This is a genomic window from Peribacillus sedimenti, assembly GCF_046237635.1.
Classification (GTDB): Bacteria; Bacillota; Bacilli; order Bacillales; family DSM-1321; genus Peribacillus; species Peribacillus sedimenti.
Window position 1 is genome coordinate 2,426,149 of sequence record NZ_CP143547.1, and the last position, 24,747, is coordinate 2,450,895.

The following is a 24,747-nucleotide window of genomic DNA, read 5'->3' on the forward strand; positions in this document are numbered from 1 at the left end:
TCTTTAAACCTGAATCATTCATTGTATATCCCATTTCCAAGCTGTGAAAGTTCATGAGTATAGAACAAAATTGGACTGTTTTGTGGATTATCCACAAAAGCACCCTGAATTCCTTAAGCCCATTCAGCCGCCTATTCAAGTAGGAAATGATCAGTAATAATAGCCCTTCCGGTTGAGAGGGCTTTTATTCTATGTGTTCGTTTTAGGCAATCTTATGTAGATGCTGGTTCCGTTTCCTTCTACGCTTTCTGCCCAAATGTCACCGTGGTGAGCCTCCACCAGACGTTTTACTACGGCAAGTCCGATTCCACTGCCACCCGTTTCCCGGCTCCGCGAATTGTCTTCACGGTAGAATCGTTGGAAGATACGGCTCAGCGATTCTTTCTTGATTCCAATTCCATTATCCGTAATGGACAATAGAGTATCCTGCGGGGACTCTTCAGCCTTTACTGTAACGGTTCCGCCGGGTGGAGTATATTTATACGAGTTGGAAAGAAGATTCAAAAGTACCTGCCTCCATCGCTCCGGATCAACCGACACCGTAATTTGTTCAGGCACTTCCATCTTGATCTCTATTCCTTTCTGAATATAGGCCGCTTCGACGGATTGTATCGACAAATATACCAATTCATTCAGATTTTCAGAGCTGATTTTCATGCGGAAATCTGGTGCCTCAAATGCATGCAACAACTCGATATCATTCACAAGAAAGATCAGACGGTTGATTTCCTCCATACACGCTTTGAGTCGCTCTGGCGTAGGCTCCCATATTCCATCTTCAAACGCTTCCATATGACTTTTTAGCGTAGCAAGTGGTGTCCGAAGTTCGTGGGCGATATCCGCGGTCATGTCCTTTCGGATGCGATCCTGCTTTGACAGCTCCGCAGCCAGCCTGTTCAGCGATTCGCCGAGCATGGCGATTTCATCCTTGCGATCAAATGTGACACGGGACTGCCATTCCCCTTTTGCCATCTTTTCTGCGATATTCTGCATCTCGATCAAGGGAAAGGCCATACGTTTGGCTGCAAAATAACTGACGATAAAAACTAGAAGAACGGCTCCAATTGCTGTAAAGAACAGCGATTCTAAAAGGGCACGCTCAAGATGAGAACTCAATGATACACTGTCGCTATGAACATTCTGGTTCTCGAACATATTCAGGTGATAATGAATTTCGATGGCAATAACCCCCACAGCCGTAATTAATACAGTCGAGGCAATTCCAAAAAAGTTCAGGGCCAGACGTCTATGGAGGCCTTTCATCATGGCCTTTCCCCCATAAACTTATAACCTGTCCCAAAGACCGTGACAATGTATACGGAATCTTTCGGATTCTCTTCGATTTTATGTCTAATATTCTTGACATGCTGGTCAATCACCCGTTCATCGCCCTCGAAGTCATACCCTAACACTTTTTCGACCAGTTGCTCCTCGGAATAGATGCGTTTTGGGAACTTGGCCAATACCAGTAATAATTTGTATTCATTCGGTGTGAGATTCACCTTTTTGCCCCTAACCGTCACTTTTTGTTCGGCGGAATCAATCGTCAGCTCACCATCATTGAAAGAAATGATGTCTGCCAATAGAAATTCATCGCTTGACCTACGCAGGATCGTCTTCACACGCATGACCAGTTCCCGCGGGCTGAAGGGTTTGACCATATAGTCGTCTGCACCGATTGCCAGTCCGTGCAGCTTGTCATTTTCCTGTACCTTTGCCGTCAGCATTAGGATCGGAGTAGAAGATTTCCGCCGAATGCTCATGCAAATTTCCTCCCCGGGAATGTCCGGAAGCATCAAATCCAATATGATCATGTCAAAATGCTGTCTCTCCACCAGGGCAATGGCTTCTTTGCCGGTGCTCGCCCCTATCGTCTGAAACTTTTCTTTTTGGAAATAGGAACGAATGACATCCCGTATCTTTTGCTCGTCGTCTATCACTAATAGGCTTTTCATTACATCCTCCGAGGTTAAAACTATTATTAATACATTCCATACAGCGTTCCTGGATTGTGAATTTTTCCATTAGAATTTACAATTATACTGTACCATTTGTTCAGCTCTTAGGCACTTTATTGGTATGGTCCAAGACCTATCTTCTTATAAATATAAAATATGTAACCGCAGGAGGAACTTCCATGGAGACAGAGGAGAAAAAGAAAATTAAAATCGCTGTAAATGGCGGGATAGGGTTCGGTTCTAAACTGACAGCCCAGCAATTAGTTATGATGGCAAAATATATGGACGATGGGCAGGAACTCGAGCTGACCACCTTCCAGCAGATTTATATAGAGATACCGGAAGATCAAAAAGAGGAAATTATGGAGTCGTTCCAGAGCGTTGGACTTCGCACCTATCCTGTGGGCAATTTCGTTAAGTCCTTGAGAACGTGTAATTTCTGCAAGGGGGAGCTTGAGGAAGGAATGCCGGTTGCCAAGGAACTGAATGAAAGAATAGCAGGAAAGCCTGTTCCGTTTACACTTAAAGTCGCTTACACTGGATGTGCAATTGGATGCGGCGAGCCGATGCTAAGTGATATCGGGGTGATGAAAATAAAAGATACGTATAATCTCTATGTAGGGGGAAAAGCCAAAGGCAAGGATGCAAAGGTTGGCACCTTGCTTCTTGAGAACCTGACACCTGAAGAATTATACCAAGCGGTTGACAGATTAATAAACTTATATTCACAACAGGGCAAAAAACGAGAACCCTTCAGTAAATTTGTAGCAAGGGTAGATGAGAAACTTTTATTGACATAAATATATAGAACGCACGCTAATAGCATGCGTTCTATTTGTTTTAGTGACATATCCCCTAACATTGGGGTTATAACTTCACATAGAACTCAAAACTCACAAAAAAATGGACTTTTCCCTTCTTTAACTAAAGCCCCCTATAGTTTAAGTACATTTATTCACAATCTCTTATATTGGTCCCCTTCTGAATTGTTAACTCCAACGCTTCACTAACGACTATTTCCAATGAGTTTCTGTTTTCTCGGTATGGGCGAACAGAACCCTCTTAGAATATATAGTCATTTCTTGTTTAGGTATGAAGTTCCCTTAGTAGGCTAATTCTACCATTTTGCGATAAATGCATATTCATGTTACTAGAATTTGTGTATTATTCTTGAATGTAAGGATTTAACTTACATTTACTATCTTAGGAGGGAATTCCATGTTAAAAAAAATGTTAAAGGTTACTGGCAGCCTACTTGTAATGGTACTGATGGTTGGAATGTTTACAAAACCTGCAGAAGCCAGCACCACCTACCATTTTGGCAAAACTTCTTTTAGCAATTATATTTGGCTTAATTCAGGGTACTCATTTTATAGCCCTTATTTTGTTCAATTTGAGAAGTATGATGCAAACACAGTTAGAGTAGAAGTCTATAACAGTGCTAATGCTTACCTGGGATCCCAGACTTATACTGGTTCTGGTTGGAAAGTATTCTCCTTGAACGGTACATCCCCATCGGGATTATGGATGCAAGGGAAATTTGCTAAATTCAAATTTGTTAATCTGTCAGGTGGCACTGCTGATATTTATCAAGGTGATGTACGCTACAACTGGTAAAATCCGAAAATATACATAATCTGCTATGTAAAAAAATGTTTATTTTAGCTAAAAATGAAGGGAGCCTCGGAGGCTCCCTTTTACTTTCTATTCATTGTTGGTACTGCGGTAACACATCGATGAAAAATAAACTTTGAAATCATTGTCTCTTTCAATTATGTCAAGAATGGATGGCTGAAGTTCCACTAATTGTTGAAACTAATATTTTTCTTTTACCAATCTTAAATTGCTTTCAAACTTATCTTCCTGCGAAAGGAAGAGGTACTTTATATAAGAACTAACCTGCCCCTTTAATTGCGGTAAGCAAGCAATGGCCGGATGTACTGTGCCATTAGGTCATTAGAGTATAAGAAAAAATCCCGGAACAATTTCGAGAGGATCAATCACGCAGTGTCGGGATTTTTTCATTCGACTGTATCTGGTTTCGAAATTAATGGATACCTGCACTCCTCAAGCATTCTCTTAACTTCCGGTGATATTATCTAAGATAATTACCACATTTATTCAGATGTATAGGATGCACAGCTAAGGAAATAATATCCACTAAGGAACATCTCGTTCTCTTCCATTGAGAAGATACTCCACGTTTCTCGCCCGGTGACTCACTCCACCGGGTTTTTTGCACAATGTTAAAAAGCCATCCAATTGGGACGGCTTCTTATGAGAAGAAAAAGATAACTTAGTGGTTGGTTAGAAGCTTCACAGCGTCAATAATAGTTTGTGTACAAATTCAGAAGTTATACTCCAAAAACCTTTCTCCTATTCTGGCAGATAATCAGCCCCATCAGCACCGATAAGTTGATCTAATTTATCATTCACAGTGAAATGGTGATATATTGTCAAAATGATTATCACCAAGCTAAGCATACTGGATAATATCGAACTATTTCTTACAAGACGTTTCGTTCCTGACATGTGACACCCCTTTTTCTCTTAGTATGGCTGTCACAAAATTAAATATGTAACAAAAAGAGGCAGTGCATTACTAACTCTTCTCACAAATAAGCAGAATTATTGTTGCTGAGTATATTGATGAAAGAAAACAATTGAAGTTAAAGATTACAATGAGTATTTTCGGAAATGATAAAGCTGCCTCCAAACTTCCTTGACTATTTACGCTGGTGTTATGGTTTCCTGGATTTTTCTTGCTTAAGCACAATTATGAAGTTACGAAAAAGGTACAGGCATACATTTTAAGAGATCTGTCCGCTTTTGTTAGTCATAGAGCTAAAAACGTCAACCCTTTTGGATCAACATTAATTATGAAAACTTCTTGATATTACCTGTTAATTGCTAATTTTTCCAATTTACATATCCACTTGTAATATCCCAGCAAGATAAGTAGAAGTACGGGATTAATCACTGCTGCATACTGAAGCTTCCACCATCCGTAATGGAAATATCCCCAGGGTTCAGGAAGTAAGGTGGCCGTTTCGTAAACTAAAAAAACCACTTCCCATAGGAGTATGTATGTGAACTGTTTCATGATTTTTGCCCTAAAAGGGTACCAATTCAGAAACATCATATTAACTGGGGGAATAAGGACAGTATGTGGCAGCAGCCCTTTCCAGTCGATTTCCTTACCGAAATACCAGTACCCGTGATATTTGAATTCGACCATTAGGTCAAAAGTTTGTTGGAATGCTATGGTAAATACCCAAATATGTACTATTTGATTAGCTGTTAGTCTTTTATTTGTTTTGAACGCTAAAAAATTAAATAATAAAATTGAAATTATAAGCCCTATCATACCAAGTTCCTTTTTTTATTAAGGATGCCCCATCTCTCTATAGTACTATTCAGCTTATTCAACTCCCTCAGTATGATTCGATTTTCTCCCAAATGCTCGCTCATTCGCAGGATTTCAATCTCCTTGCTTTTAAGTCATCTTCTGTTCGAAGTAAGATTGGGACAACTTAGCTACGTGAAGGCATAGCTAAATAAAGGGGTGTGATAACACTCCATATTTTGCCATATGATGTACTACTCCACACCGCCCCTGGAGGCTTTCCCTCCCATGTCTCAACGGGTCTTAATTGCCCTGTCATTCCTTCGTCATGCCTTTCCAAGGGGTGGAGGCCAGTTATGCTAACCTAATGGGTCTGTGCCCTTTTGTTGAATAAACCTGGTACTCCGTACATATTTGAAATCCTGCGAATAAGCCAACATTTGATAATCCATTGCTTGATTTAGGTGTGTTCTCTCCGAGAACGTAAGAGTTGTATTACGCTGCGATGTCTTTCATGGGCTGCACTTTATAGGCACAATACACTTCGTTCTTACGTGCTATTCCTACAAAGATCCTCGCTAGTTTGCCAATGAGTTTCATGATGGATTTCATCTTTTTCATTTTCTTCATTTTGACATTATAGGTATGTATAGCCTTAAATTCGGGGTTGTTCATCACTAGGCTCATAGTGGCTAAGAACAGGAAACGCCGCAGCCTTGACCTTCCACGCTTGGATATGACAGTCTGGCCTTTCCACTTTCCTGAACTCGCTTCCACCAGGTGGAGTCCTGCATGACGAAGCAGTGAGTTACCATGCGAGAAACCACTGAGATCACCAGCTTCACCGAGGATGCCAGCCAGGGAGATCTCGCTAATCCCTTTAATCATAAGCAGCTTCCTTGCGAAAGGAATCGAGTCCAATACCTCCTTGACGGCCTGTTCCACCCTTTCGAGTTGTTGGACCGCAAGGTCATATTCCTCTATTAATTGCTCAAGGTGGAATCTATAAGCATCAAGGGCTTGCCTTGTGCCAACAGATTTACTGGCCACATGGACAAGCAGTTGGGCTTTCTTCATTCCTGGCTGCCTCTTCATTACGGATTTCCACCCTATGACGATCTGTTCAGGTTTCATGGAACGCAGTTCCATGGGCAATGGGAACATCCTGAGAGTAGCAATCGCTCCCTTGGCCGTTATATCTTTAAACACCTGCCTGATTTCCGGAAAAACGATGTCCACCCAGCGGTTTAATTGATTAATAGAGCTGACCAGCCGTTTGACAATCACATCCCTGTTCGACATTAGCACCCTGAGTTGTTCAAATGATTCCGAAGTGTTTCTTACAAAAGCATAATATCCGTTCTTCACCATATCAGCTATGACTAAAGCGTCTTTCCTGTCACTCTTGGACTGGGTATTATCTCGGTTTTCCTTGTTCCTCTTCACTAAATGCGGATTCACGGTTACTACTTCGATATCTTGTTTCATCAGCCATTTGGAAAGGTTGATCCAGTAATGGCCCGTAGGTTCCATACCGACTATGGACTCCTCATATTTATTTATTTTCATAAGATTATTTATCCAGTTTAATAGAGTCGCAAATCCCTCTTCATTATTTTCAAAAGTGATGGCATCGCCCACCACAATCCCACGAAAGTTCACGGCTCTCGCTACGTGAAATTGTTGGGCAATATCCACGCCAATGACCAGATGTTTTTCAGTAATTCTTTCTATTAGTTGATTTTGTTTGTCCTGCATTTTAAACTTCATATAAGGGGTTCCTCCTAAGATGTTGAGTTAGAGTGGTGTCTTACTCATATATCTTACCGAGGGCCCCTATTTTTATCAAAGTTCAAAAATAACGAACTACAGGAATGCTACTCTGCCCCTTTTGTTAAACATGTAAAAACAAATTATCGGGTAGCAAGATAATAAATAAATATCTGCAGTGGAGGACAACCATAGAGAGAAGCCCACGCAAAACAATATGATCAGCATATAATATTATTGAGTTCCATGGAAATGGTTCATTTACTTTCAAAGCATACATGGAGAGGCAGGCTAATATCTGTCTCTTTTTGTTTTAGGGGGTAAAAAAGCGGTCATATTTCTTTGCTGTTGTTCAACTAACCTGCCCCTTTAGTTGCGGAAAGCAAGCAATGGCCGGATGGACTGTGTGCAATTAGGTCATTGGAGTATAAGAAAAAATACGGGAACAATTGCGAGAGGATCAATCAAGCAATATAGAACAAATGCTTGTGAAGTATAACTTCTGAATTCTTGCTAGAAAGCTGTCCCCGTTGGATGGCTTCTTAGCCATTGTCTTTTCGTAAAAAAGAGGACTGGCAAAGTGCCGTGTTATACTACAATTGATAAAAGGTCTGTAATTGAACAAGTCATTCCCTAGTTCATATGAGTCATTATCTTATTCAACTATCCTGCCCCGTTAGCACAAGAAGAAAGCGGTGCCGCAACCATCCCCTTGAGGTAATCTCTGTACTCTACACAGAATCGAGCTGCTTTTATTCCCAATTACATCCCATAACAGTGTCACGTGCTTAACGGTTACTACAGATGTTTAAGGGTATCCAGTAATTAATGTATATTTTTTATAATAGTATCTAAACCTAGAGTAATGCTTTTGGATCTAAGCGGGTGATCATTGTGGCAAGTAAAGACAGCATCCTCTCGATGCAGGATAAAAATTTTTATAAGACTGAAGAATTAATTGACCAAAAGATAGAAATATGGCAGGAACATGTTCTTTTTTCTGGCTTATGGTGGTTTGGAGTTGCCCTCTCCATTATCCCCTGGGTTATCTGGTTTCTTATTAGAAAAAAACAAAGTACAGATCGAATGATGTATGTGGGCTTTTATATTATGGCAATTTCAACCCTGCTTGATATTTTAGGAGACCAAGCAGGCATTTGGCATTATCGGTTTCATGTAATCCCAACACTTCCTACCTATTTCCCATGGGATGTTACGCTCATGCCTGTATCGGTAATGATTCTCCTGCAATTCTTACCAAAAATAACTCCATGGTTAAAAGCGATATTTTTCGCATTATTAACTTCCTATATCGCAGAACCATTTTTTGACTGGCTGGGCATTTACGAGCCGAATGCCTGGCGTTATAGTTATTCTGTCCCGATTCAAATTTTTCTGTTTATGAGTGCATATTGGCTTAACAAACTGTCTAAGTTTTCCCCATTGTACGAAGACACAGAATAAATTTCATTGGATATACTCCGCTCTTTGCTACAAGAGGGGAGTCTTACTTTGTTACTAGGGACAAATCTTATTCAATTGTTGCCGGCTCCTCAAGTATTGCCCCCTAAGCTTTTTATTTTATAGGAAGGGTGTTAAAGAAAAAGGTTGCCAATCGGCAACCTTAACTTATATGAAAACCTTATATTTTGAAATTGCTGTTTCCAAATTTGAAACAATTGATACATCATTGAAGTTCATTCCAAGTTTAGTTGCTGTTTGTACCATTTCTGGTCGTAGTCCAGAAAGAATTGTTTTCACTCCAATTAACTTTAATGCTTCAATCAATTGAAAAATTTGTTGGGCAACCATTGTATCAATTATAGCTACACCTGACAAATCAAGTAGTAATTTGGAAACACTTAGTTTTTTACATTGAGATAATGTTTTTTCAAGTATTAAGGTGGCTCTTCGGGTATCTATATCGCCAATCAGAGGTAATAGTCCGATAGTGGAATTTAAGCGGATAACAGGCGAACTTAGTTGGATAATCATTTCCTGCTGAGCATCTAACCTTTTTGCGGAGTGTTCCTGTAACTCCTTGGAGAACCAAGCCATTACAATACTGAACGCTTTGAAAATATGCTCAATCCAGTAATAATGTTCTTCTGAAAGATATTGGTTATGTAGAGTGAAAAACTCCTTCACCAAATTTAAATATTGTTTCTGTGTATTAAAAAATTCTCTCAATATAAAGTGCACGGGTGTTTGTTGGTGTTCTTCATCTTGTGCGATTTCTTTAACCCACTCTTCAAATCCTTCGAAAAAATCCTCTAAAGACTCAGCGATAAAGATATTGGCGAAACGCTTATGAAACTCATAGTTCTGCTGTTTAACCGTTTCAATAACGGATAGGTTCTTTGAAGAATAAACTCCTTCTGGGTCTGTTTTATCCAAGGAAGTGTACCATTCTTCAGTAAGATTCCATGTTTCTTTTAGGAAGAAATTATATAACTCTTTGTTCTTCTCCATCAACAATTTACACCCCCTTGGCTTCTAACGTTTGATTAAATAGTAACATAATTCTGGTTTTGTTGTTAGATTTTGCATCAAATTCATCGCAGCCCCATAAAGTTCGATTACGTAAAGCAATTAATGCCTTTGATAAAAAATAGAATAAACATAAATAAAGAAAATGTTAATTTGATATAGATTTCATATCGTTTAAAATTTCATTCTCCAAATATAAATAGAGCCTGTTTTTTAAAATAAAAATCAGGCTCTTAAGAGTGTCTTGGATTCAATCCTTCTTGAACTAACCTGCCCCTTTAGCTCAATAAGAGGTATTCAATAAAAAAGGCCGTTAATCCTTCCTGGATCAACGCCCCCGTTAGTGTAAGTACATTGCTTCACAATCTTGCTTTGATTGGTTATACGTCCGATATAGTTATTTGTAAGGTGAACTTAATTCTTCCACAATAACCCACTCATCTCTACTTTTACGCGGGCTTCAGGACAATCCTTTTTAGCTCCAATATACATATAGTTGTCGTACCCAAAATGGATAAAGAACTCCTTTTTATAGCTTAATTTACACCAAATAGCTTCACGTAAAGTTAGCTTAACTACCTCTTTAATTTCTTGTTTTGATACCCTTTTACCTAACCACACTTTAGCCATAACACGAGAAGCATTTTGTTTCTCCACTTCATCTGAATTAAGTTTCAAAGCATTCAAATACATCTTATCTAAATTCATTTCATTCATAAAAGAAATAATTGCATTTATATAGTTTTCTTCAGTAGTTAAATACTCTTCTTCACTAACATTACTACCTATATCTGCATAAGAAGTCCATTCATCTTGATTTTTATAAGAACCAGGTATCTCCTGCCCCATCATTTCTTGTATTCCAGTAAAGTTTAACACTTATTAAGAGTTTCTTCTTCTGTTCTAACCTGCCTCATAACACATTGACATGGGACCTTTCCTTCAATGGAAACAGAGGTCGAGGTCGTAAAGCACGGCGTGGTAAAACGGTTTACTGACACTGAAAAAATCACTCGAATTCGTTGATATCATTGACGGCGTCATCGGATTCGACCAGAAGATGACCTTGGACAGAGGCGATGGATATTCCGTAACTTTATAAGGCAAGTGAAAGGGTGTGATTTTCACCCTTTCATGTTTCCGCTTTGAATAATCGCTGGAATATTGGACACCTTTTGTATATGAAAAGAAAGGAAGGGATGTTCAGTGATCATACATAGTCAATTGTTGAAATTGTTGAGGGCGAAAGGGATTCCACTCTCGGACAGTTTTATATATCCCTTTGATGCGAAGTACCTTAGGAAGTCGATCGGAGAAATTTTCGACCGGTACGGAATTAAGTATGGGGAAGGTACATTGGAACTTGTCAAAATGTATCAGGATTGGACGAAGGAAGAGGTATTGGATTCCATTCACAATTTAGGCTTTAGGCAGTGCCTTGCTGATATAGTCGGAGAATACAATGGCGACAAGATGGAACGCATCGTTCATGACATGGTGAGCCAAGGTCAGGTTTCGGTCAGATTCCTGGATGACGAAGGAAAGCTGCAAACCTGGCTTCTCGAATATGACGCAGAAGAGGGAATCAAGCTGACCAAATCCGCTTCGGCCATTACAACGGATGATTTGACACAGGTCATGAAAGAGCTCACACTGATCATTGATGACGTGATTGGATACGATGGGCAGATCATGAAGAATCGGAACCATTATTGGGCTTCGTTTTATGGTTAGATAATTCCAGTTGGAAATATGGCATCTTTCCCCGTAAAAATGTAAGTAGGGACGCCTATTGGGTACTTAAAAAAGAAAACCGTTTTCGTGACGGTTTTCTTTGTTATCTTTTTGCATGATTTGCTTCGAGCCTTCGGAAATCATTGGCGATGGTTTCGATATCCTCCACGATTTTTACAAAGGAACTGGTGCATTCTTCAATAATCGCCCGATTTTCTTCACTGATGAATGTATTCGACATTTCCATTGATGCCCTGGATTTTACCCTTGATTTCCGTAATCATGACCTCGACCCTTTCGATATGGCTGGATACGCTCTGGTTGTTCTGGGTAATGTTGGTGAAGGCATCCTGTACGTTTTGTACTATCCAACGTTTCGGTATCATGGACACTAATTTCATTAAAAATTCTCTCTATTTACAAACTCTTTGTACTCAAATTTATTAATGAAAAAATCTCTAGCAAATTCATTAGCCTCCTCTTCTTTTGTGTCAGTATTAGGTTTTAATTCTAATTCATTCTCAAGAGTTACAATGAGTTCATTAGGTATTACAAGGAAAAAAGAGGATATTTGCCGAAGTAAATGAAGATGGGTATAATGCGTGCTTTGCGAGCCCGGGTCTAAATAGCTTTATACAGAGAAGAGAGTGTTCCCACTCCCTTTTAGCCCTAAAGCATGTTTAACTTGTTAAGTATTAGATGTAAAATGAACTAAATTAATAAACTCTTTCGCTGTAACGCGTAATACCATTTATGAATTGATAAGGTAAAATCTTATCAAATGAAGCTGTTCCTAACCAGCGACCATGTCTGTAATCGTACCTTTGAGTGAGATCCCATCCTGAACCATACCTATAGGCTTGCCATACAAGTTTTGAACAGTAGGTTTTGTTATACGTATTTAAGTTTGTCCAAATGCCATATGTAGCTTTCTTGTATTCTACTTGGTATGTTCTTGCCCACGCACCTGCTTTTTTAGCTTTAGCAGTATCAGTTAGACGGACAACACTTTTAATCGGGTACTTCTTCATCCATGTATCTAGAGTTTCTATTATTGGATGAGTACCGGGAGCAGGGATATGAACCACCTTAAGATTATCTGTCACAATAGCGGAATGGCCAGAATGATATCTTGTTTCCGCCTTACTCGTGATCAGAATATCGCCTGCTTTTGGAGATACTTTTTTACCTTTATAATACGCTGCTGATGCTTCTGTGGAGTGAAAAGCTAAACTGATAGTTAGTAAGACTAGTAATGTTGCTATTATGGCAATATACTTTTTCAATTCATCTCCTCCTTTAGTATGTGGCATAAAACAAGTTTACCAATTATACTAAAATTGTGAGAATAAGGAAAAAGGAGTAATTTTATGAAAAAAAATCATTGGGTTATAGGACTTGTGGTGGTTGTAATTGCTATAGGTAGTTTCTTCTATTTTTCACAGCAACGAACAAAAGCTGATACAGCCTACACACAACAGCTGAAAAAGGATGTCGAAGACTACCTGATCAATGAGAAAAATTATAATAAAGACGACATAGCTAAATTGGTAGTGGAAGAAAATAAATTAAAAGGCAAGAAAAGATTTGAGGTTGCTGTCACCTTTAAGGACGACAAAGATAGCGTTTATAATTACAATTATGTAACACCAGGTAAACGAGGAAAAGTAGAACAAACCGGGATTTCCGGTACGAAACACGAGGAAAAATAATAGGTTAAAGGTTAATGTTGACGGTTTGGTGTGACAAGGTTTTATTAGAGTGTAAGTTACAACCGTTATTCAGAAGGTGGTCGTAAAAATAATTAGAGTCCTTTTCCAAGGCCTCTTTTTTTGTGACTAATTATTATGCCGTATGTGACACCTCAATTCTTCTTCACCTCCCTCAGTATGATTCGATTTTCTCCCAAATGCTCGCTCATTCGCAGGATTTCAATCTCCTTGGTCTTAGGTCACCTTTTGTTCGAAGTAAGTTTGGGCCAACTTGGCTACGTGAAGGCATGGTTAAATAAAGGAGTTGGAAAACCACTCCATAATTTGCCTTATGATGTACTACTCCACGCCGCCCCTGGAGGCTTTCCCTCCCATGTCTCAACGGGTCTAAGTTGCCCTGTCATTCCTTCGTCATGCCTTTCCAAGGGGTGGAGTCCAGTTATGCTAACCTAATGGGTCCGTGCCCTTTTGTTGAAGAAATCTGGTACTCCGTACATATTTGAAATCCTGCGAATGAGCCAACATTTGATAATCTATTGCTTGGTTTAAGTGTGTTCTCTCCGAGAACGTAAGAGTTGTATTACGCTGCGATGTCTTTTATGGGCTGCACTTTATGGGCATAATACACTTCGTTCTTACGTGCTATTCCAACAAAGATCCTGGCCAACTTGCCAATCAATTTCATGATGGATTTCATTTTTTTCATTTTCTTCACTTTGACATTATGGGCATGTATCGCCTTAAATTCTGGATTGTTCATGACAAGGCTCATAGTGGCTAAGTATAGGAAACGCCGCAGCCTTGACCTTCCACGCTTGGATATGACGGTCTGGCCTTTCCACTTTCCCGAACTCGCTTCCACCAGGTGGAGTCCTGCATGGCGAAGCAGTGAGTTGCCATGCGAGAAACCACTGAGATCACCAGCTTCACCGAGGATGCCAGCCAGGGAAATCTCGCTAATCCCTTTAATCATAAGCAGTTTTCTTGCGAAAGGAATCGAGTCCAATACCTCCTTGACGGCCTGTTCCACCCTATCCATTTGTTGGACCGCAAGATCATATTCCTCCAATAATTGCTCAAGGTGGAATCTATAAGCACCAAGGGCCTGCCTTGTAACAACAGATTTCCTGGCCACATGGACAAGCAATTCGGCTTTCTTCATTCCAGGCTGCCTCTTCATGACGGATCTCCACCCCATGACGATCTGTTCCGGTGTCATGGAACGCAGTTCCATCGGCAATGGGAATAGCCTGAGGGTAGCGATCGCTCCCTTGGCCGTTATATCTTTAAATACCTGCCTGAGTTCAGGAAAAACGATGTCCACCCAACGGTTTAATTGATTAATAGAGCTGACCAGCCGTTTGACAATCACATCCCTGTTCGACATTAGCACCCTGAGTTGTTCAAATGATTCCGAAGTGTTTCTCACAAAAGCATAATATCCGTTCTTCACCATATCAGCTATTACAAGGGCATCTTTCCTGTCACTCTTTGATTGGGTATTATCTCGGTTTTCCTTGTTCCTCTTCACTAAATGCGGATTCACGGTTACTACTTCGATATCTTGTTTCATCAGCCATTTGGAAAGGTTGATCCAGTAATGGCCCGTAGGTTCCATACCGACTGTAGCCGCCTCGAGTCTATGTATTCTTTTAATCTCGTGTATCCAGTTTAATAATGTCGAAAATCCACCTTCATTATTTTCAAAGGTGATGGGTTCTCCCACTACAATCCCACGATAGTTCACGGCTCTCGCTACGTGAAAGTGTTGTGCAATATCCACGCCAATAACCAGATGCTTATCAGTAATTCTTTCTATTAGTTGATTTTGTTTGTCCTGCATTTTAAACTTCATATAAGGGGTTCCTCCTAAGATGTTGAGTTTGAGTCGAGTCTTACTCATCTATCTTACTGAGGGCCCCTATTTTTATCAAAGTTCAAAATAACGATCTACAGGAATGCTAACCTGCCCCTTTAGTGAAACAAGAAAAGCTGCCTAAAAGCAGCTCCATCTTTTCTAAATCGCTGCGTCCTCGCAGCAATGTTGACACCAATACCTCCTGTTGGTCGGGGCTCGGTACTGACCGCCACGCCTTGGGGCTACTCGGGGACTCGTACGATCGTTACGCCGAAGCTAGACATCAGTCTAAGTTAGAAAGTTATACTTTCTTATCTAAATGCATCTAATGAAGGCTACACATTTTGACTGTAGTTCTATTGAAAATTAATAACAAGTTTCGAACTTGTTAGTACAGAAGTGAACCTGGCTGCGTCCCTTTGTTTTTGCCCTGTATAGGGCTTGGTCTGCGTGCTTTAGCAGCAGCTGAAGGGTCTCACCATGATCGGGATATATGGCAACACCAATGGATGAAGTGGTTAGTATTTCTTGGTCCTTGACCAACCAGGGTTGTTGAAGGAGCGTACAAAGTTGATTTGCAACAGTGGAAGCTCCGTCTTGAGACTTCAAGTTAGGAATGACGATAACAAACTCATCTCCCCCCATTCGTGTAATTGTATCTTCCGTTCGCAACGCTGTATTAATTCGTTGAGTTAACTGTATGAGTAGCTCATCGCCAACTTCATGACCAAATGAATCGTTAATCTGTTTGAACTTATCGACATCCAGATACATGACCGCCATATGGGTTTTGTTAGTTTTCGCCATTTCGATTTCGTGCGGGATTTGCTCCATAAACCAGCGGCGATTTAGAGTGCCAGTTAACGGGTCATGGTAAGCCAGGAATTGTAGATGGTGTTCGTAACTCTTACGCTCACTAATATCTCGAGCGGCCATAATGAAATGATCCACCACACCATTGACCTCTTGCACGCATGAGAAGCTGATTTCAAACCAAATATAATGTCCATCCAGATGTGTGCACCTTAACTCCGCCTTTTCTTCATTTTTTTGTTCCGAAATCATTCGCTTAAGCTTTTCCCGTACTGAAGGTAAATCTTCTGCATGCACAATCTTGAAAAAGTTAAACGCTCCACAACGACCTAGTACTCTCTCAAAAGAGGGAGATCCATATCTAATGTTGCCGTCTTTATCAATCATAGCGATTAGATCATTCATATGACTTGCTATCAAACGGTACCTCTTTTCGCTTAATTGCAAAGCTTTCTCGGCTTTTTTCCTCTCTGTCACCTCACGGCTGACGATAACCATACGGTGCCGTCTTCCGTTTTTATCGAAAATAGGAGTTTTGATCACTTCCCAAACCTTCATTACCCCGTCCTGTCCTAGAATGTTCTTTTCGATTTTTAATTCTGTTCGTTTTTCCCAGGCCAACTCGTCGGTTTCAATATTATAATCAAACGCCTCCCTATGCTGGGGACTCATTTCCGCAAGCTCCATGTCCGTTTTTCCAATGTAATCGCGACCGCCTAATTCATATAGCTCCAGCACCAGCTGGTTGGTCAGAATCCAGCGTCCTAAACCGTCCTTTAACAGGATCAATTCTGGAATTAAATCAATTAACATACGAATTTGTTTCTCACTTGCCTGGATGTCATCACTTTGTTCGTCGCCGATAATATTCTGACTGAAGCTTTCTGCAAAAAAATTAGAATTGTGCATGTGTTTTCACTTTATTCTCCTTTATGGTTTCTTACATTCACAAGACAGTGAGCTACATTGCGAGACGTTATTTCATTAGGTTAATAACATTTGTCTTGCAATGTCAGTTAGATTATCGGTAGATGTAGCCACTGTGCTGACACCATCTGTAATTTCTTCGATTACCGTAACAAGCGACTCCAGTTCTGTTTCAATTTGAATACTTCCGTTTTTGATTTGCCCCATGGACTGTATTACCTGTTCGAAGAATTGATCCAATTGATTGACTCCCTTTACTCCCTCGGAAACCAAGGTGTTGGCTTGGTCGATGGATTGGTTGACTCCTTGGATGCCTTCGTTCGTTTCAGAAATGAGTGAACTTACACTGGCTAAACTATTCTTCGTCTGCTCAGCAAGTTTTCTGACTTCGTCGGCTACAACAGCAAAGCCCTTGCCATGTTCTCCAGCCCGGGCTGCTTCAATAGCGGCGTTTAATGCTAATAGATTGGTCTGGTCAGCGATGGAAGACACAATCCCGGTCACATCCTGTATTTTTGAAGAGGTTTCTTGGAGCTTATTAATCTGTTCATTGACCTGATTCATCCGCATCTCAATTTTCTTCATTGCTTCCAATTGCTTATTCAGTCGTTGTTGTGCATCCAAGGATTGTTGCTCAGTTTCTTGAGCGGACGTGGAACCGGACTGTGCAAAAGATACTACTTGTACGGACTGTGCTGATACCTGTTGTAAGGAAGCACTTGTCTGTTCCGCAACCGCAGCAAGTTCCTCTGCTGTCTCACGCACTTTATTCTGAACTTGCTCTTTTACCCTTTGGGACTCTTGCCTCACTCGTTCATTTTCCTTGTCATAGGCTTCCAATACAATAACCTGTTCCACTGACAAAATGTTTTTGATTGCAGTTGAGAACGCAGCATATTCCTCTTTACTCGCCGTGTTTGCATTAACCACCTCATGTAAACTGTTAGATAGATCCACAAATGCAAGCATATACCACTTCGGTTGCAACCCAATTCGAACATGAACATGTGCGATAATTTGCCGTTGTTTTACGAAACCTTCATCAATTCTGCCAGAAAACAATTGAACCAGGTGATGAGTAAGTGTGTTTTTCAGGCGATCTACCGAGCTGTGAGCTTCAATGATTTTCGTCAAGCTCGGTTCATGGGCTAAATTGGAGTAAAAATTTTCAACAATCCTGGCTATGTTCTCTTTCACGTAAGGCTGCAAAAGTTGGGCTGCTGAAAGATCATAGGCTGTAAAACCGGCCATCTGTAACACTTTTTCAACATTATAGTTTACATCGATTACAACATTTTTTTCGTTTAGTTTTATTTGTTCCAAAAGCGTTTCATGATTTTTTTGGTTATTTTTAAAAATGTTCAACAAAGGTATTCCCCCGATTAATAATTATCTTCTTCTGTTTATTTATCGGGCAAATTGCATATTAATTAAATCTCTTCCCAACACGTATAAGGATGGGTGACATTTCTTTCTTTAACTAACCTCCCTCAATAAAGAAACAAAAATCTTCCGATTTCTCCAGTATTCTTAGGTTTTCATAGTTATCTACTTGTCGGTAATATTTTTGTAGTTGGGGATTTATCACTTAAAAGGATATAATTGGACCTCTAAAGGAAAAAGAGTTATAACCCACTAACCAACCAATTACATTTATTGGTTGATGATCCAAAATATGATTGCACTGGCGGATGTCCACATTTCTCATGGAGGTCAACCCTCCCATGCCTCACAGAGTCTTCGCTCTCAAATTCCTTCGTCCAACCTTTCCATGAGGTGGATGTCGGCCATGCTGCCCCACAGGGTCTTCGCCCTTAATTTAGTTGCTTTGCCGACTAATCCGTGCTTCAAATGTCCCCAAATCAATAAAACAACAACTACTATTTCCCTAACGAAAAAAGTCTTAAGCGGCCATTTCTGTCTTCTTGGATATTGACTGATGAGGGATGTCTTTTAACATCTTGTCTTCACTAAAATCAAATTGCTTTTTCCCTATTCCAAAGAAAATTCGGATCAATTTATTACACAATGCAATAAGGGACTGCATCTTCTTTAAAGGGTTATCAGGACGTTGCGTATAGTACACATGTAATGAATGAAACGCTGAGTTTTTGGCTACGAGAACCATACAAACCCGGAACAACAGGGCCCGGAGCTTTTTACGTCCCCTCTTTGTAATCGTCGTTTTCCCCTTGTGCTTACCAGAAGTATTTTCTTTTAAACTCAAGCCGGCCAGCTTGATAATCTGTCGGGGATGAGAGTATTCGCTAAGATCACCTACTTCGGCAAAGAAACCGGCGACCGTGTCCCTGCCAACACCCTTTATCGCCAACATTTGCGGTACACCCGGTATTTCCTCAAGTAAACTATCTATCTGTGCGTCCAATTCTTCGAATTTCACCTGTATTAACTCATATTTAGCCAGAAGCGTTTTCAGTTCCAGTTTTGCCATTTCAGAGCCTTGACGAAGTCCGATGGACTTCTTCGCAGCCTGCTTTAATTCCTGAATCTTATTCAGACCTACACTCCTGGTTACGGCTTTTCTAAGATGAGAAAGCAATTCTTCGTCGGAGAAATCAACTATCTCATGCGGTAACGCATCGAGCTTTAGGAATTGTAACGCTGCCTTGCCCTCCCACTTCTTAAAGACCGTCAGAAATTCAGGAAAGTACCGGTCAATCCAGTTATGAACCTGACCTTGGACTGTCTGAAGATCCTCTGTCAAAAGGTCCCGTATCTTCTTTGCCACCCGTAGTTCGGCATAAACTCCCTGTGGAATTGTAGGTTCTGCGAACCTCCCGTCTTTGACCAGCTGGGCAATGACTTTAGCGTCCTTCACGTCATTTTTAGTGGGAGAATTATCATCAAGCTCCTTGCTTTTCTTCACGTGCAAGGGATTCACAGCTACCAATTTTATTTCATTTTCTTTTAATATGTGAGCCAAATTGAACCAATAATGACCTGTAGGCTCCATCCCCACCATCACATGATCCATGCCTTGTTCTTTCTTGATTTCTAACATCCAATTAAGGAAATGCTCGAACCCTTGTCTTGTATTTTCAAAATAACAGGGCGATCCAAATTCCATTCCCCTAAAGTCCTGGGCACGTGCCACGTGCTTGAATTTTGCAATATCCACCCCTATAATCAAGGTTTGGGAAGTAATTTGAGCAATCTTCTTATTTTGGTTATAATTCATTGTAAAGCCTCCTGGTATATGAGATTTGTCCTTTCCGCTGGCCGAGCTTCAGGACCCTCTCATTCTACCAAGAGGTTATTTTTTTGTTCAAACTCCATTTTCATTCATTACAGGAATGCTGCCCCTTCAGTTCAATAAAATAAGCCGCCCTATAAGACGACTTCAATCCTTTGGGTGATTCTTGACTTGCGAATCTGCCTTAGTAATTCTGTACTTTGCTTGTTCTAACTCAAAATTCTGCTCGATCCTTATGAGTGTATCAATTAATTCATTATCTGCTTCTTGTGCAATCTGCTCTAACCTTTTAAGGATTCTCTCGGTTGCCTGCAAATTGATTCCATCATTACGTATTGTCATCGTTTGTAGAAGATATGATTTAATCCGTTCAATGTCTCTCAGTGTATCTGTCAATAACTTAAATAGCTCCTTATTCACTACCCTCCCACCTTTTTTGCTCTGGACTGTATGATTTCCTTTACCCAGGACTAAAATGCCTTATGCACAGTGACTGTAACATCCATTAGTTCCCATTATCTTTACGGAGCCTATCCTATCCATAAAACAGGCGTCTTATTTAAAATACACTAGTGGGCCGTTAGCCATCGATGCAGCAGTTCTGCATCACAAAGGATGAAGTTGTTCTTCAATGGTAATTAACAAGGCTATGAAGATGAAATACAATTTTACCCCATATTTGCCGTCCTTATTTCGTTTACTCAACCAACTAATCTTTGACTCTATCTCATTTTTTGCTTGTTTCAATGTAGAATCCTTCAAAATGAGTGAAATTGTATATGGAGATGGTGTTACTCATGCAGAATTAACGGTGTATCCTTGTTTTTCGACTAATTATGAGAAGAGTGAGACTACAAGCATATATGCACACTTATGCGGCAGCCTAAGACAGGAACTTTATAGAAAGTACTTTTAATACGTTGAAAAGCAGTGCATCATATATGCACTGCTTTTCTTTAAATATTGCTCGTACAATACTTCGCATTCATTAACTAAAACCTTATTTGTTCTATTTATTAATTAAAGAAAAAACAAGATAAACTGCTGGCGCCCACATGATCAAGGCAGTTATTTTATTAAGAACCATCAAAAACACGAGGAATCATCTATTCTATATTAAACATTTTCTGATGCTAGTAATTGAGCATACAACGCCTCAAAGACCAGGCTGCCTCTCTCTAATGCTGTCATATCATCTACACTTATCAATCTGATGCCGTCACAAATAAAATCTAATCCCGGAGCAACAGGCTCCAGGAAAGCATCCTGTATGGTATCTGCCTCATCCACGATTTTAGCAATTTGCTCCAAAATAGGATCCTTGATATTGAATTCTCGCAACATGGTGTGGAAGCTGCAGTGCCCCCTGCGATGAGAAAAGCGAACGCCCGGGATATCGAATGGTTCCGCATCTTCCGGTAATGGCTTCTGAGCAACCGGAATAAATGAAAATTCCGCTTCTGAATCAATCCACCTCTTGATTAACCACGCACATGCCATCCTGTCTACCCCGACATTTTCCCAGGTTACCCATCTCATCCTTCTATCCCGCCCCTCACATTCTGTAATTGCTCCAGTACCCGTTTCCCTGCATCGGATTGAAAATAATCCCTTACTCTGATTTGCTGGCATTTACGGGAAAGGGAAACGATATCCATCTGATTTCCCTTTAACTTCTCCAGAATTTCGGCGTATTCCTGTTCTACCTGATGTAAAAATTCCTGAATGATATCTTCCTCTTTCATGCCTAGAAGAAGCTGCGACTCCCATAAGGACGCTTCTCCTCCAAGTTCCTGGATTTCAACCGCCAGCCACTGGAACTGCTCTTTAGTTTTTTTATTCGACGGGAGGCACCAGACGGAATCATGAAGAAGTACTGCGCCGAGCCGTTTTAATTTCCGCCACACATATACCCTCGTTTTACTTGGATTGCGTGGAATTTTATACACTAAATGAAGCCAAGTCTGCATAAACCATCTCCTACTTTTACTGTACCAACGGGTAGACAATTAAGCCGATAATGGCTGCAACAAGAATGATAATCGGCTCCGGAACCTTTTTGCTTTTCCATAAGAGGGCCAATGTGACAAGGGCAAACAGGATGGTAGGGAGGTCGACGATGGATCTCTTGCCCAATACGATAACCGCTCCGCTAATAGCCCCTGTCGCGGCTGCCGTCACACCATTGACAAAGGCGTTGATACCAGGACGTTTTCCGTACTTTTTAAACAAAGGGGCGGGCAGGATAGTCAACAAATAGCACGGTAGAAAGGTTGCTAAGGCGGCAACGGTCGCTCCAGAAAAGCCGGCAACCAAATACCCAATAAACCCGGTGGTAATGACGACAGGTCCTGGTGTGATCATGGCGACCGCTACCGCATCAAGGAATTGCTGGGCATTCAGCCAACCGTATTCCTTTACGACACCACCGTATAGAAAGGGAACGATGGCAAGGCCGCTTCCAAAAACAAATGCCCCTGCCTTTGAGAAGAAACTGGCAATGTTCCATAAGACGCCTGTATTTGACTGCATAGCAGACCCGAGCAGCATCATTATCGAAATTGGTTCATAGCTCTTCAATGATGATTTTTTCCGTTTCCAGTTTGGTGGAGCCTTTACGAGCCAGTACACCATTCCGGCTCCTAAAAACAAGAGTATGCTTTCCGTTTCAGTGATAACCGTCACTGTAGCAGCAATGAAGTAAATCATCCAAAGCAACCAGTCCTTGCCGACCGTTTTCGTTGTCAGCTTATAGGCATTAAAAGCAATGATCCCAATGACACTTGACCCTACTGCATAGAAGACAGCCTGCATCCAGGTCAACCCACCGAATGTTACATAGGCCCAGCCTAAGGCAACCACCATGATAAATGAAGGGATGACAAACGTAATGGCTACCAATGTTGCCCCAAGAATTCGATAATGGACATAACCAAGATAAATGGCCAATTGGGCTGCCAACGGACCGGGAGCGAGCTGGGATAATGCAAGGCCGTCTTTATAATCAGCTTCTGAAATCCAATTTCTTTTCTCAACTAAATCTCTGTACATGTACCCGGTCAACGCAACCGGTCCACCAAAACCGATCGTACCAAGTTTCAGAAAGTACAATATCAGCTGAAAGAGTGTGTAGGTGGCTGCTTGAGGGCGGACATCGAACTTACTTTCCACCGAACCATTCATTGCCATCTCCCCTTTTGTAATACTGGTTAATTTCCATTATATGTTAAATCAGTAATGTTGAGAAGATAAATTTGTAATACTGGTTACATAAATTAGCAACTGTGTCCAAGAGCTGAGTAACGCTTATGGATGCTCTCCAAAAAGCCCTATATAAATCCATACGGCATTTTTCCTAAAAGATATACGCAACAAGACACCGCCTATCTCAAGCGGTGTCTTGTTTTATTTCTAAGCGGCTCCTGACTGCTTCCTTAGAAATTGTATAGTAATTTCGTTGAATTTTTCAGGCTGGTCGACATTGCATACATGTCCACTGTCCTCAATCACTGTTAAAGTAGAATGTGTGCATTTTTCCACTGCTCGCTCGACAGGCAAAAGGAACATATAATCTTCTTTTCCCATTACATATAAAGTGGGAATGTTGACTGGTCTTTGTTCGAAATAGGCCAGCAATGGAACAACGTCTCTCGTTAACTTGAACCACTTAATAAATTCCTTTTGACATAATTTCTTTGCTTGGTTCACAAAGAGTAATCTGGATTTTTCATGACTTTTCTTGGGCATCAAGCACCAAGCGAACAATTGATATAGCCACATATAGGGAATAATCCGTTTAGCGATATGGCCCACCGTCATCAAGGTTTTAATACGTGTGTTTAACCTTAAGACGGCACCTCCCAGCACCATGGTCTTAATTCTCTCTGGTTCTGCTTCTGCAATATTTCGGATTACTATGCTTCCTAATGACATCCCAATAAAGTGGGCGGATGATATCTTCAAATGGTTTAATACCTCGATGATGTCAGAGCTCACCTCGAGAAAGGAATATCTTTGCATGAGCTTCTTGGTGTCTTTCGATTTCCCATGTCCTCGTAAGTCAATAAGCAGTATATTGAAGTGTTTTTTGAACTCCCGGATCTGCTTGTACCAAATCGACGAACTGCCACCTGCTCCGTGTACAAAAACAGCCCACTCACGAGAAGCACACATTTCGTAGCATTTATAATAAATCATTTGCTGCCTCCTGCTTCCATTCTTGTAAAATGTCATCGAATGCAAAAAAAGGCACTTACCCATACAGGTAAATGCCTAAATAAAAAAGACCCTTACCAACTGAAATATTTGATAAAGGTCTGGCTAACAATATAATTGCCAATAAAACCGAGAGACCGAGCTCCGAAATGACGATTTTATTGTAAAAGCTACTCCCCTTTAGGAGATATTCGATTACATACATTATACAGATGAAATGATCACAATTCAACGATAAACAGTCAAATAGGTACCCAATGCAGTTCGGTCACTCATGCTGTTGACTCTGAAAGAGGAATCTAGTGGTAAAGACAGTCCCCACACGGATGGCACTTTTGCTGCAAGCTCCTAAAAATACACTCATGACTAATAAAACAGCCAGCCATAGCTTTCTCATTTGCTCTCCCCTTCGTATAACACCATCGAACTTCTATTGGTATAGACGATAGAAACACCTGCGGGTTACATCTTCTCTCTAAGAAAAATCCTATGGACAAAAGGAGCCAACCAGATACCCTACTTAAAATTGCTACTTAGGATAAAACTTAAAAACAGGAAAAAATACTCATTTTCACTGAGTGTTCTGTGTATCTTTTTGAACCTACTAAGTATATTGTACTTTCTCCTAGAATAGATATTATCAGAAACATACCTCCTTAGAGCTGTCCGTGTGGCAATGGTCATTCGCTTAACAAATGCAGCATAAGGAA

At 40.6% G+C, this 24,747-nt stretch carries 24 protein-coding genes; 5 read left to right on the forward strand and 19 right to left on the reverse strand.

What is annotated here, in order from left to right; translation table 11 throughout:
* Positions 1–189 precede the first annotated feature (189 nt).
* Positions 190–1,266 (reverse strand): sensor histidine kinase, encoded by a 1,077-nt coding sequence (locus tag V1500_RS12005; RefSeq protein WP_409305741.1) that lies wholly within the window; start codon positions 1,264–1,266, stop codon positions 190–192.
* Positions 1,263–1,955: a response regulator transcription factor gene (locus tag V1500_RS12010; RefSeq protein WP_409305742.1), complete on the reverse strand. Its 693-nt coding sequence runs from the start codon at positions 1,953–1,955 to the stop codon at positions 1,263–1,265. Before V1500_RS12010 ends, V1500_RS12005 begins: the two co-directional genes overlap by 4 nt.
* Positions 1,956–2,137: 182 nt before the next feature.
* On the opposite strand from V1500_RS12010, the gene V1500_RS12015 reads away from it, so the two are divergent.
* Both V1500_RS12015 and V1500_RS12020 read left to right on the forward strand, forming a co-directional pair.
* Complete coding sequence (locus tag V1500_RS12015) at positions 2,138–2,758, forward strand: nitrite reductase (protein WP_409305743.1); 621 nt, start codon at positions 2,138–2,140, stop codon at positions 2,756–2,758.
* A 418-nt stretch (positions 2,759–3,176) separates the two neighbouring features.
* Positions 3,177–3,575, forward strand: coding sequence for a hypothetical protein (locus V1500_RS12020; RefSeq protein ID WP_409305744.1), 399 nt, complete (start codon positions 3,177–3,179; stop codon positions 3,573–3,575).
* A gap of 1,279 nt (positions 3,576–4,854) precedes the next feature.
* Here V1500_RS12020 and V1500_RS12025 read toward each other — a convergent pair.
* A complete protein-coding gene (locus tag V1500_RS12025; RefSeq protein ID WP_409305745.1) occupies positions 4,855–5,325 on the reverse strand; it encodes a hypothetical protein in 471 nt (156 codons plus the stop codon).
* 474 nt (positions 5,326–5,799) lie between these two features.
* Complete coding sequence (locus tag V1500_RS12030; protein ID WP_409304991.1) at positions 5,800–7,074, reverse strand: IS110 family transposase; 1,275 nt, start codon at positions 7,072–7,074, stop codon at positions 5,800–5,802.
* Between the two features lie 921 nt (positions 7,075–7,995).
* Here V1500_RS12030 and V1500_RS12035 point away from each other — a divergent pair.
* Complete coding sequence (locus V1500_RS12035) at positions 7,996–8,538, forward strand: CBO0543 family protein (protein ID WP_409305746.1); 543 nt, start codon at positions 7,996–7,998, stop codon at positions 8,536–8,538.
* A 165-nt stretch (positions 8,539–8,703) separates the two neighbouring features.
* On the opposite strand, the gene V1500_RS12040 is transcribed toward V1500_RS12035, so the two are convergent.
* Entirely contained in the window at positions 8,704–9,546 is an 843-nt protein-coding gene (locus V1500_RS12040; protein ID WP_409305970.1) for an STAS domain-containing protein, read from the reverse strand.
* 432 nt (positions 9,547–9,978) lie between these two features.
* Positions 9,979–10,416, reverse strand: a complete 438-nt coding sequence (locus V1500_RS12045; RefSeq protein WP_409305747.1) for a hypothetical protein — start codon at positions 10,414–10,416, stop codon at positions 9,979–9,981.
* A gap of 354 nt (positions 10,417–10,770) precedes the next feature.
* On the opposite strand from V1500_RS12045, the gene V1500_RS12050 reads away from it, so the two are divergent.
* Positions 10,771–11,298 (forward strand): hypothetical protein, encoded by a 528-nt coding sequence (locus tag V1500_RS12050; RefSeq protein WP_409305748.1) that lies wholly within the window; start codon positions 10,771–10,773, stop codon positions 11,296–11,298.
* A 103-nt stretch (positions 11,299–11,401) separates the two neighbouring features.
* On the opposite strand, the gene V1500_RS12055 is transcribed toward V1500_RS12050, so the two are convergent.
* From V1500_RS12055 to V1500_RS12065, 3 genes are all read right to left on the reverse strand, one after another.
* The gene (locus tag V1500_RS12055) at positions 11,402–11,539 is read right to left on the reverse strand and encodes a hypothetical protein (protein WP_409305749.1); all 138 of its coding nucleotides are present in this window, start codon (positions 11,537–11,539) and stop codon (positions 11,402–11,404) included.
* A complete protein-coding gene (locus V1500_RS12060; RefSeq protein ID WP_409305750.1) occupies positions 11,517–11,699 on the reverse strand; it encodes a hypothetical protein in 183 nt (60 codons plus the stop codon). The genes V1500_RS12055 and V1500_RS12060 overlap by 23 nt, the downstream gene beginning before the upstream one ends.
* Before the next feature lie 315 nt (positions 11,700–12,014).
* A complete protein-coding gene (locus V1500_RS12065) occupies positions 12,015–12,584 on the reverse strand; it encodes a YiiX/YebB-like N1pC/P60 family cysteine hydrolase (protein ID WP_409305751.1) in 570 nt (189 codons plus the stop codon).
* A gap of 84 nt (positions 12,585–12,668) precedes the next feature.
* Between V1500_RS12065 and V1500_RS12070 the strand changes: the two genes are divergently transcribed.
* Entirely contained in the window at positions 12,669–13,010 is a 342-nt protein-coding gene (locus V1500_RS12070; protein ID WP_409305752.1) for a DUF3139 domain-containing protein, read from the forward strand.
* A gap of 580 nt (positions 13,011–13,590) precedes the next feature.
* On the opposite strand, the gene V1500_RS12075 is transcribed toward V1500_RS12070, so the two are convergent.
* The 10 genes from V1500_RS12075 to V1500_RS12120 all read right to left on the reverse strand — a co-directional run bounded on the left by V1500_RS12075 (position 13,591) and on the right by V1500_RS12120 (position 24,434).
* Complete coding sequence (locus tag V1500_RS12075) at positions 13,591–14,865, reverse strand: IS110 family transposase (RefSeq protein ID WP_409305753.1); 1,275 nt, start codon at positions 14,863–14,865, stop codon at positions 13,591–13,593.
* A 369-nt stretch (positions 14,866–15,234) separates the two neighbouring features.
* On the reverse strand, positions 15,235–16,590 hold the full coding sequence (locus V1500_RS12080) for a diguanylate cyclase domain-containing protein (RefSeq protein WP_409305754.1): 1,356 nt from the start codon (positions 16,588–16,590) through the stop codon (positions 15,235–15,237).
* 75 nt (positions 16,591–16,665) lie between these two features.
* Entirely contained in the window at positions 16,666–17,973 is a 1,308-nt protein-coding gene (locus V1500_RS12085; protein ID WP_409305755.1) for a globin-coupled sensor protein, read from the reverse strand.
* A gap of 538 nt (positions 17,974–18,511) precedes the next feature.
* Positions 18,512–19,807: an IS110 family transposase gene (locus tag V1500_RS12090; RefSeq protein WP_409303922.1), complete on the reverse strand. Its 1,296-nt coding sequence runs from the start codon at positions 19,805–19,807 to the stop codon at positions 18,512–18,514.
* A gap of 162 nt (positions 19,808–19,969) precedes the next feature.
* Positions 19,970–20,242, reverse strand: a complete 273-nt coding sequence (locus V1500_RS12095; protein ID WP_409305756.1) for a hypothetical protein — start codon at positions 20,240–20,242, stop codon at positions 19,970–19,972.
* Between the two features lie 696 nt (positions 20,243–20,938).
* The gene (locus V1500_RS12100; RefSeq protein WP_409305757.1) at positions 20,939–21,361 is read right to left on the reverse strand and encodes a chromate resistance protein ChrB domain-containing protein; all 423 of its coding nucleotides are present in this window, start codon (positions 21,359–21,361) and stop codon (positions 20,939–20,941) included.
* Entirely contained in the window at positions 21,358–21,792 is a 435-nt protein-coding gene (locus V1500_RS12105) for a Chromate resistance protein ChrB (protein ID WP_409305758.1), read from the reverse strand. Before V1500_RS12105 ends, V1500_RS12100 begins: the two co-directional genes overlap by 4 nt.
* 16 nt (positions 21,793–21,808) lie before the next feature.
* Positions 21,809–23,005 carry a chromate transporter gene (locus V1500_RS12110; protein ID WP_409305759.1) on the reverse strand — a complete coding sequence of 399 codons (1,197 nt, stop codon included), beginning with the start codon at positions 23,003–23,005 and terminating at the stop codon, positions 21,809–21,811.
* A 228-nt stretch (positions 23,006–23,233) separates the two neighbouring features.
* On the reverse strand, positions 23,234–24,019 hold the full coding sequence (locus V1500_RS12115; RefSeq protein ID WP_409305760.1) for an alpha/beta fold hydrolase: 786 nt from the start codon (positions 24,017–24,019) through the stop codon (positions 23,234–23,236).
* 286 nt (positions 24,020–24,305) lie between these two features.
* Complete coding sequence (locus V1500_RS12120; RefSeq protein WP_409305761.1) at positions 24,306–24,434, reverse strand: hypothetical protein; 129 nt, start codon at positions 24,432–24,434, stop codon at positions 24,306–24,308.
* Positions 24,435–24,747: the final 313 nt, after the last annotated feature.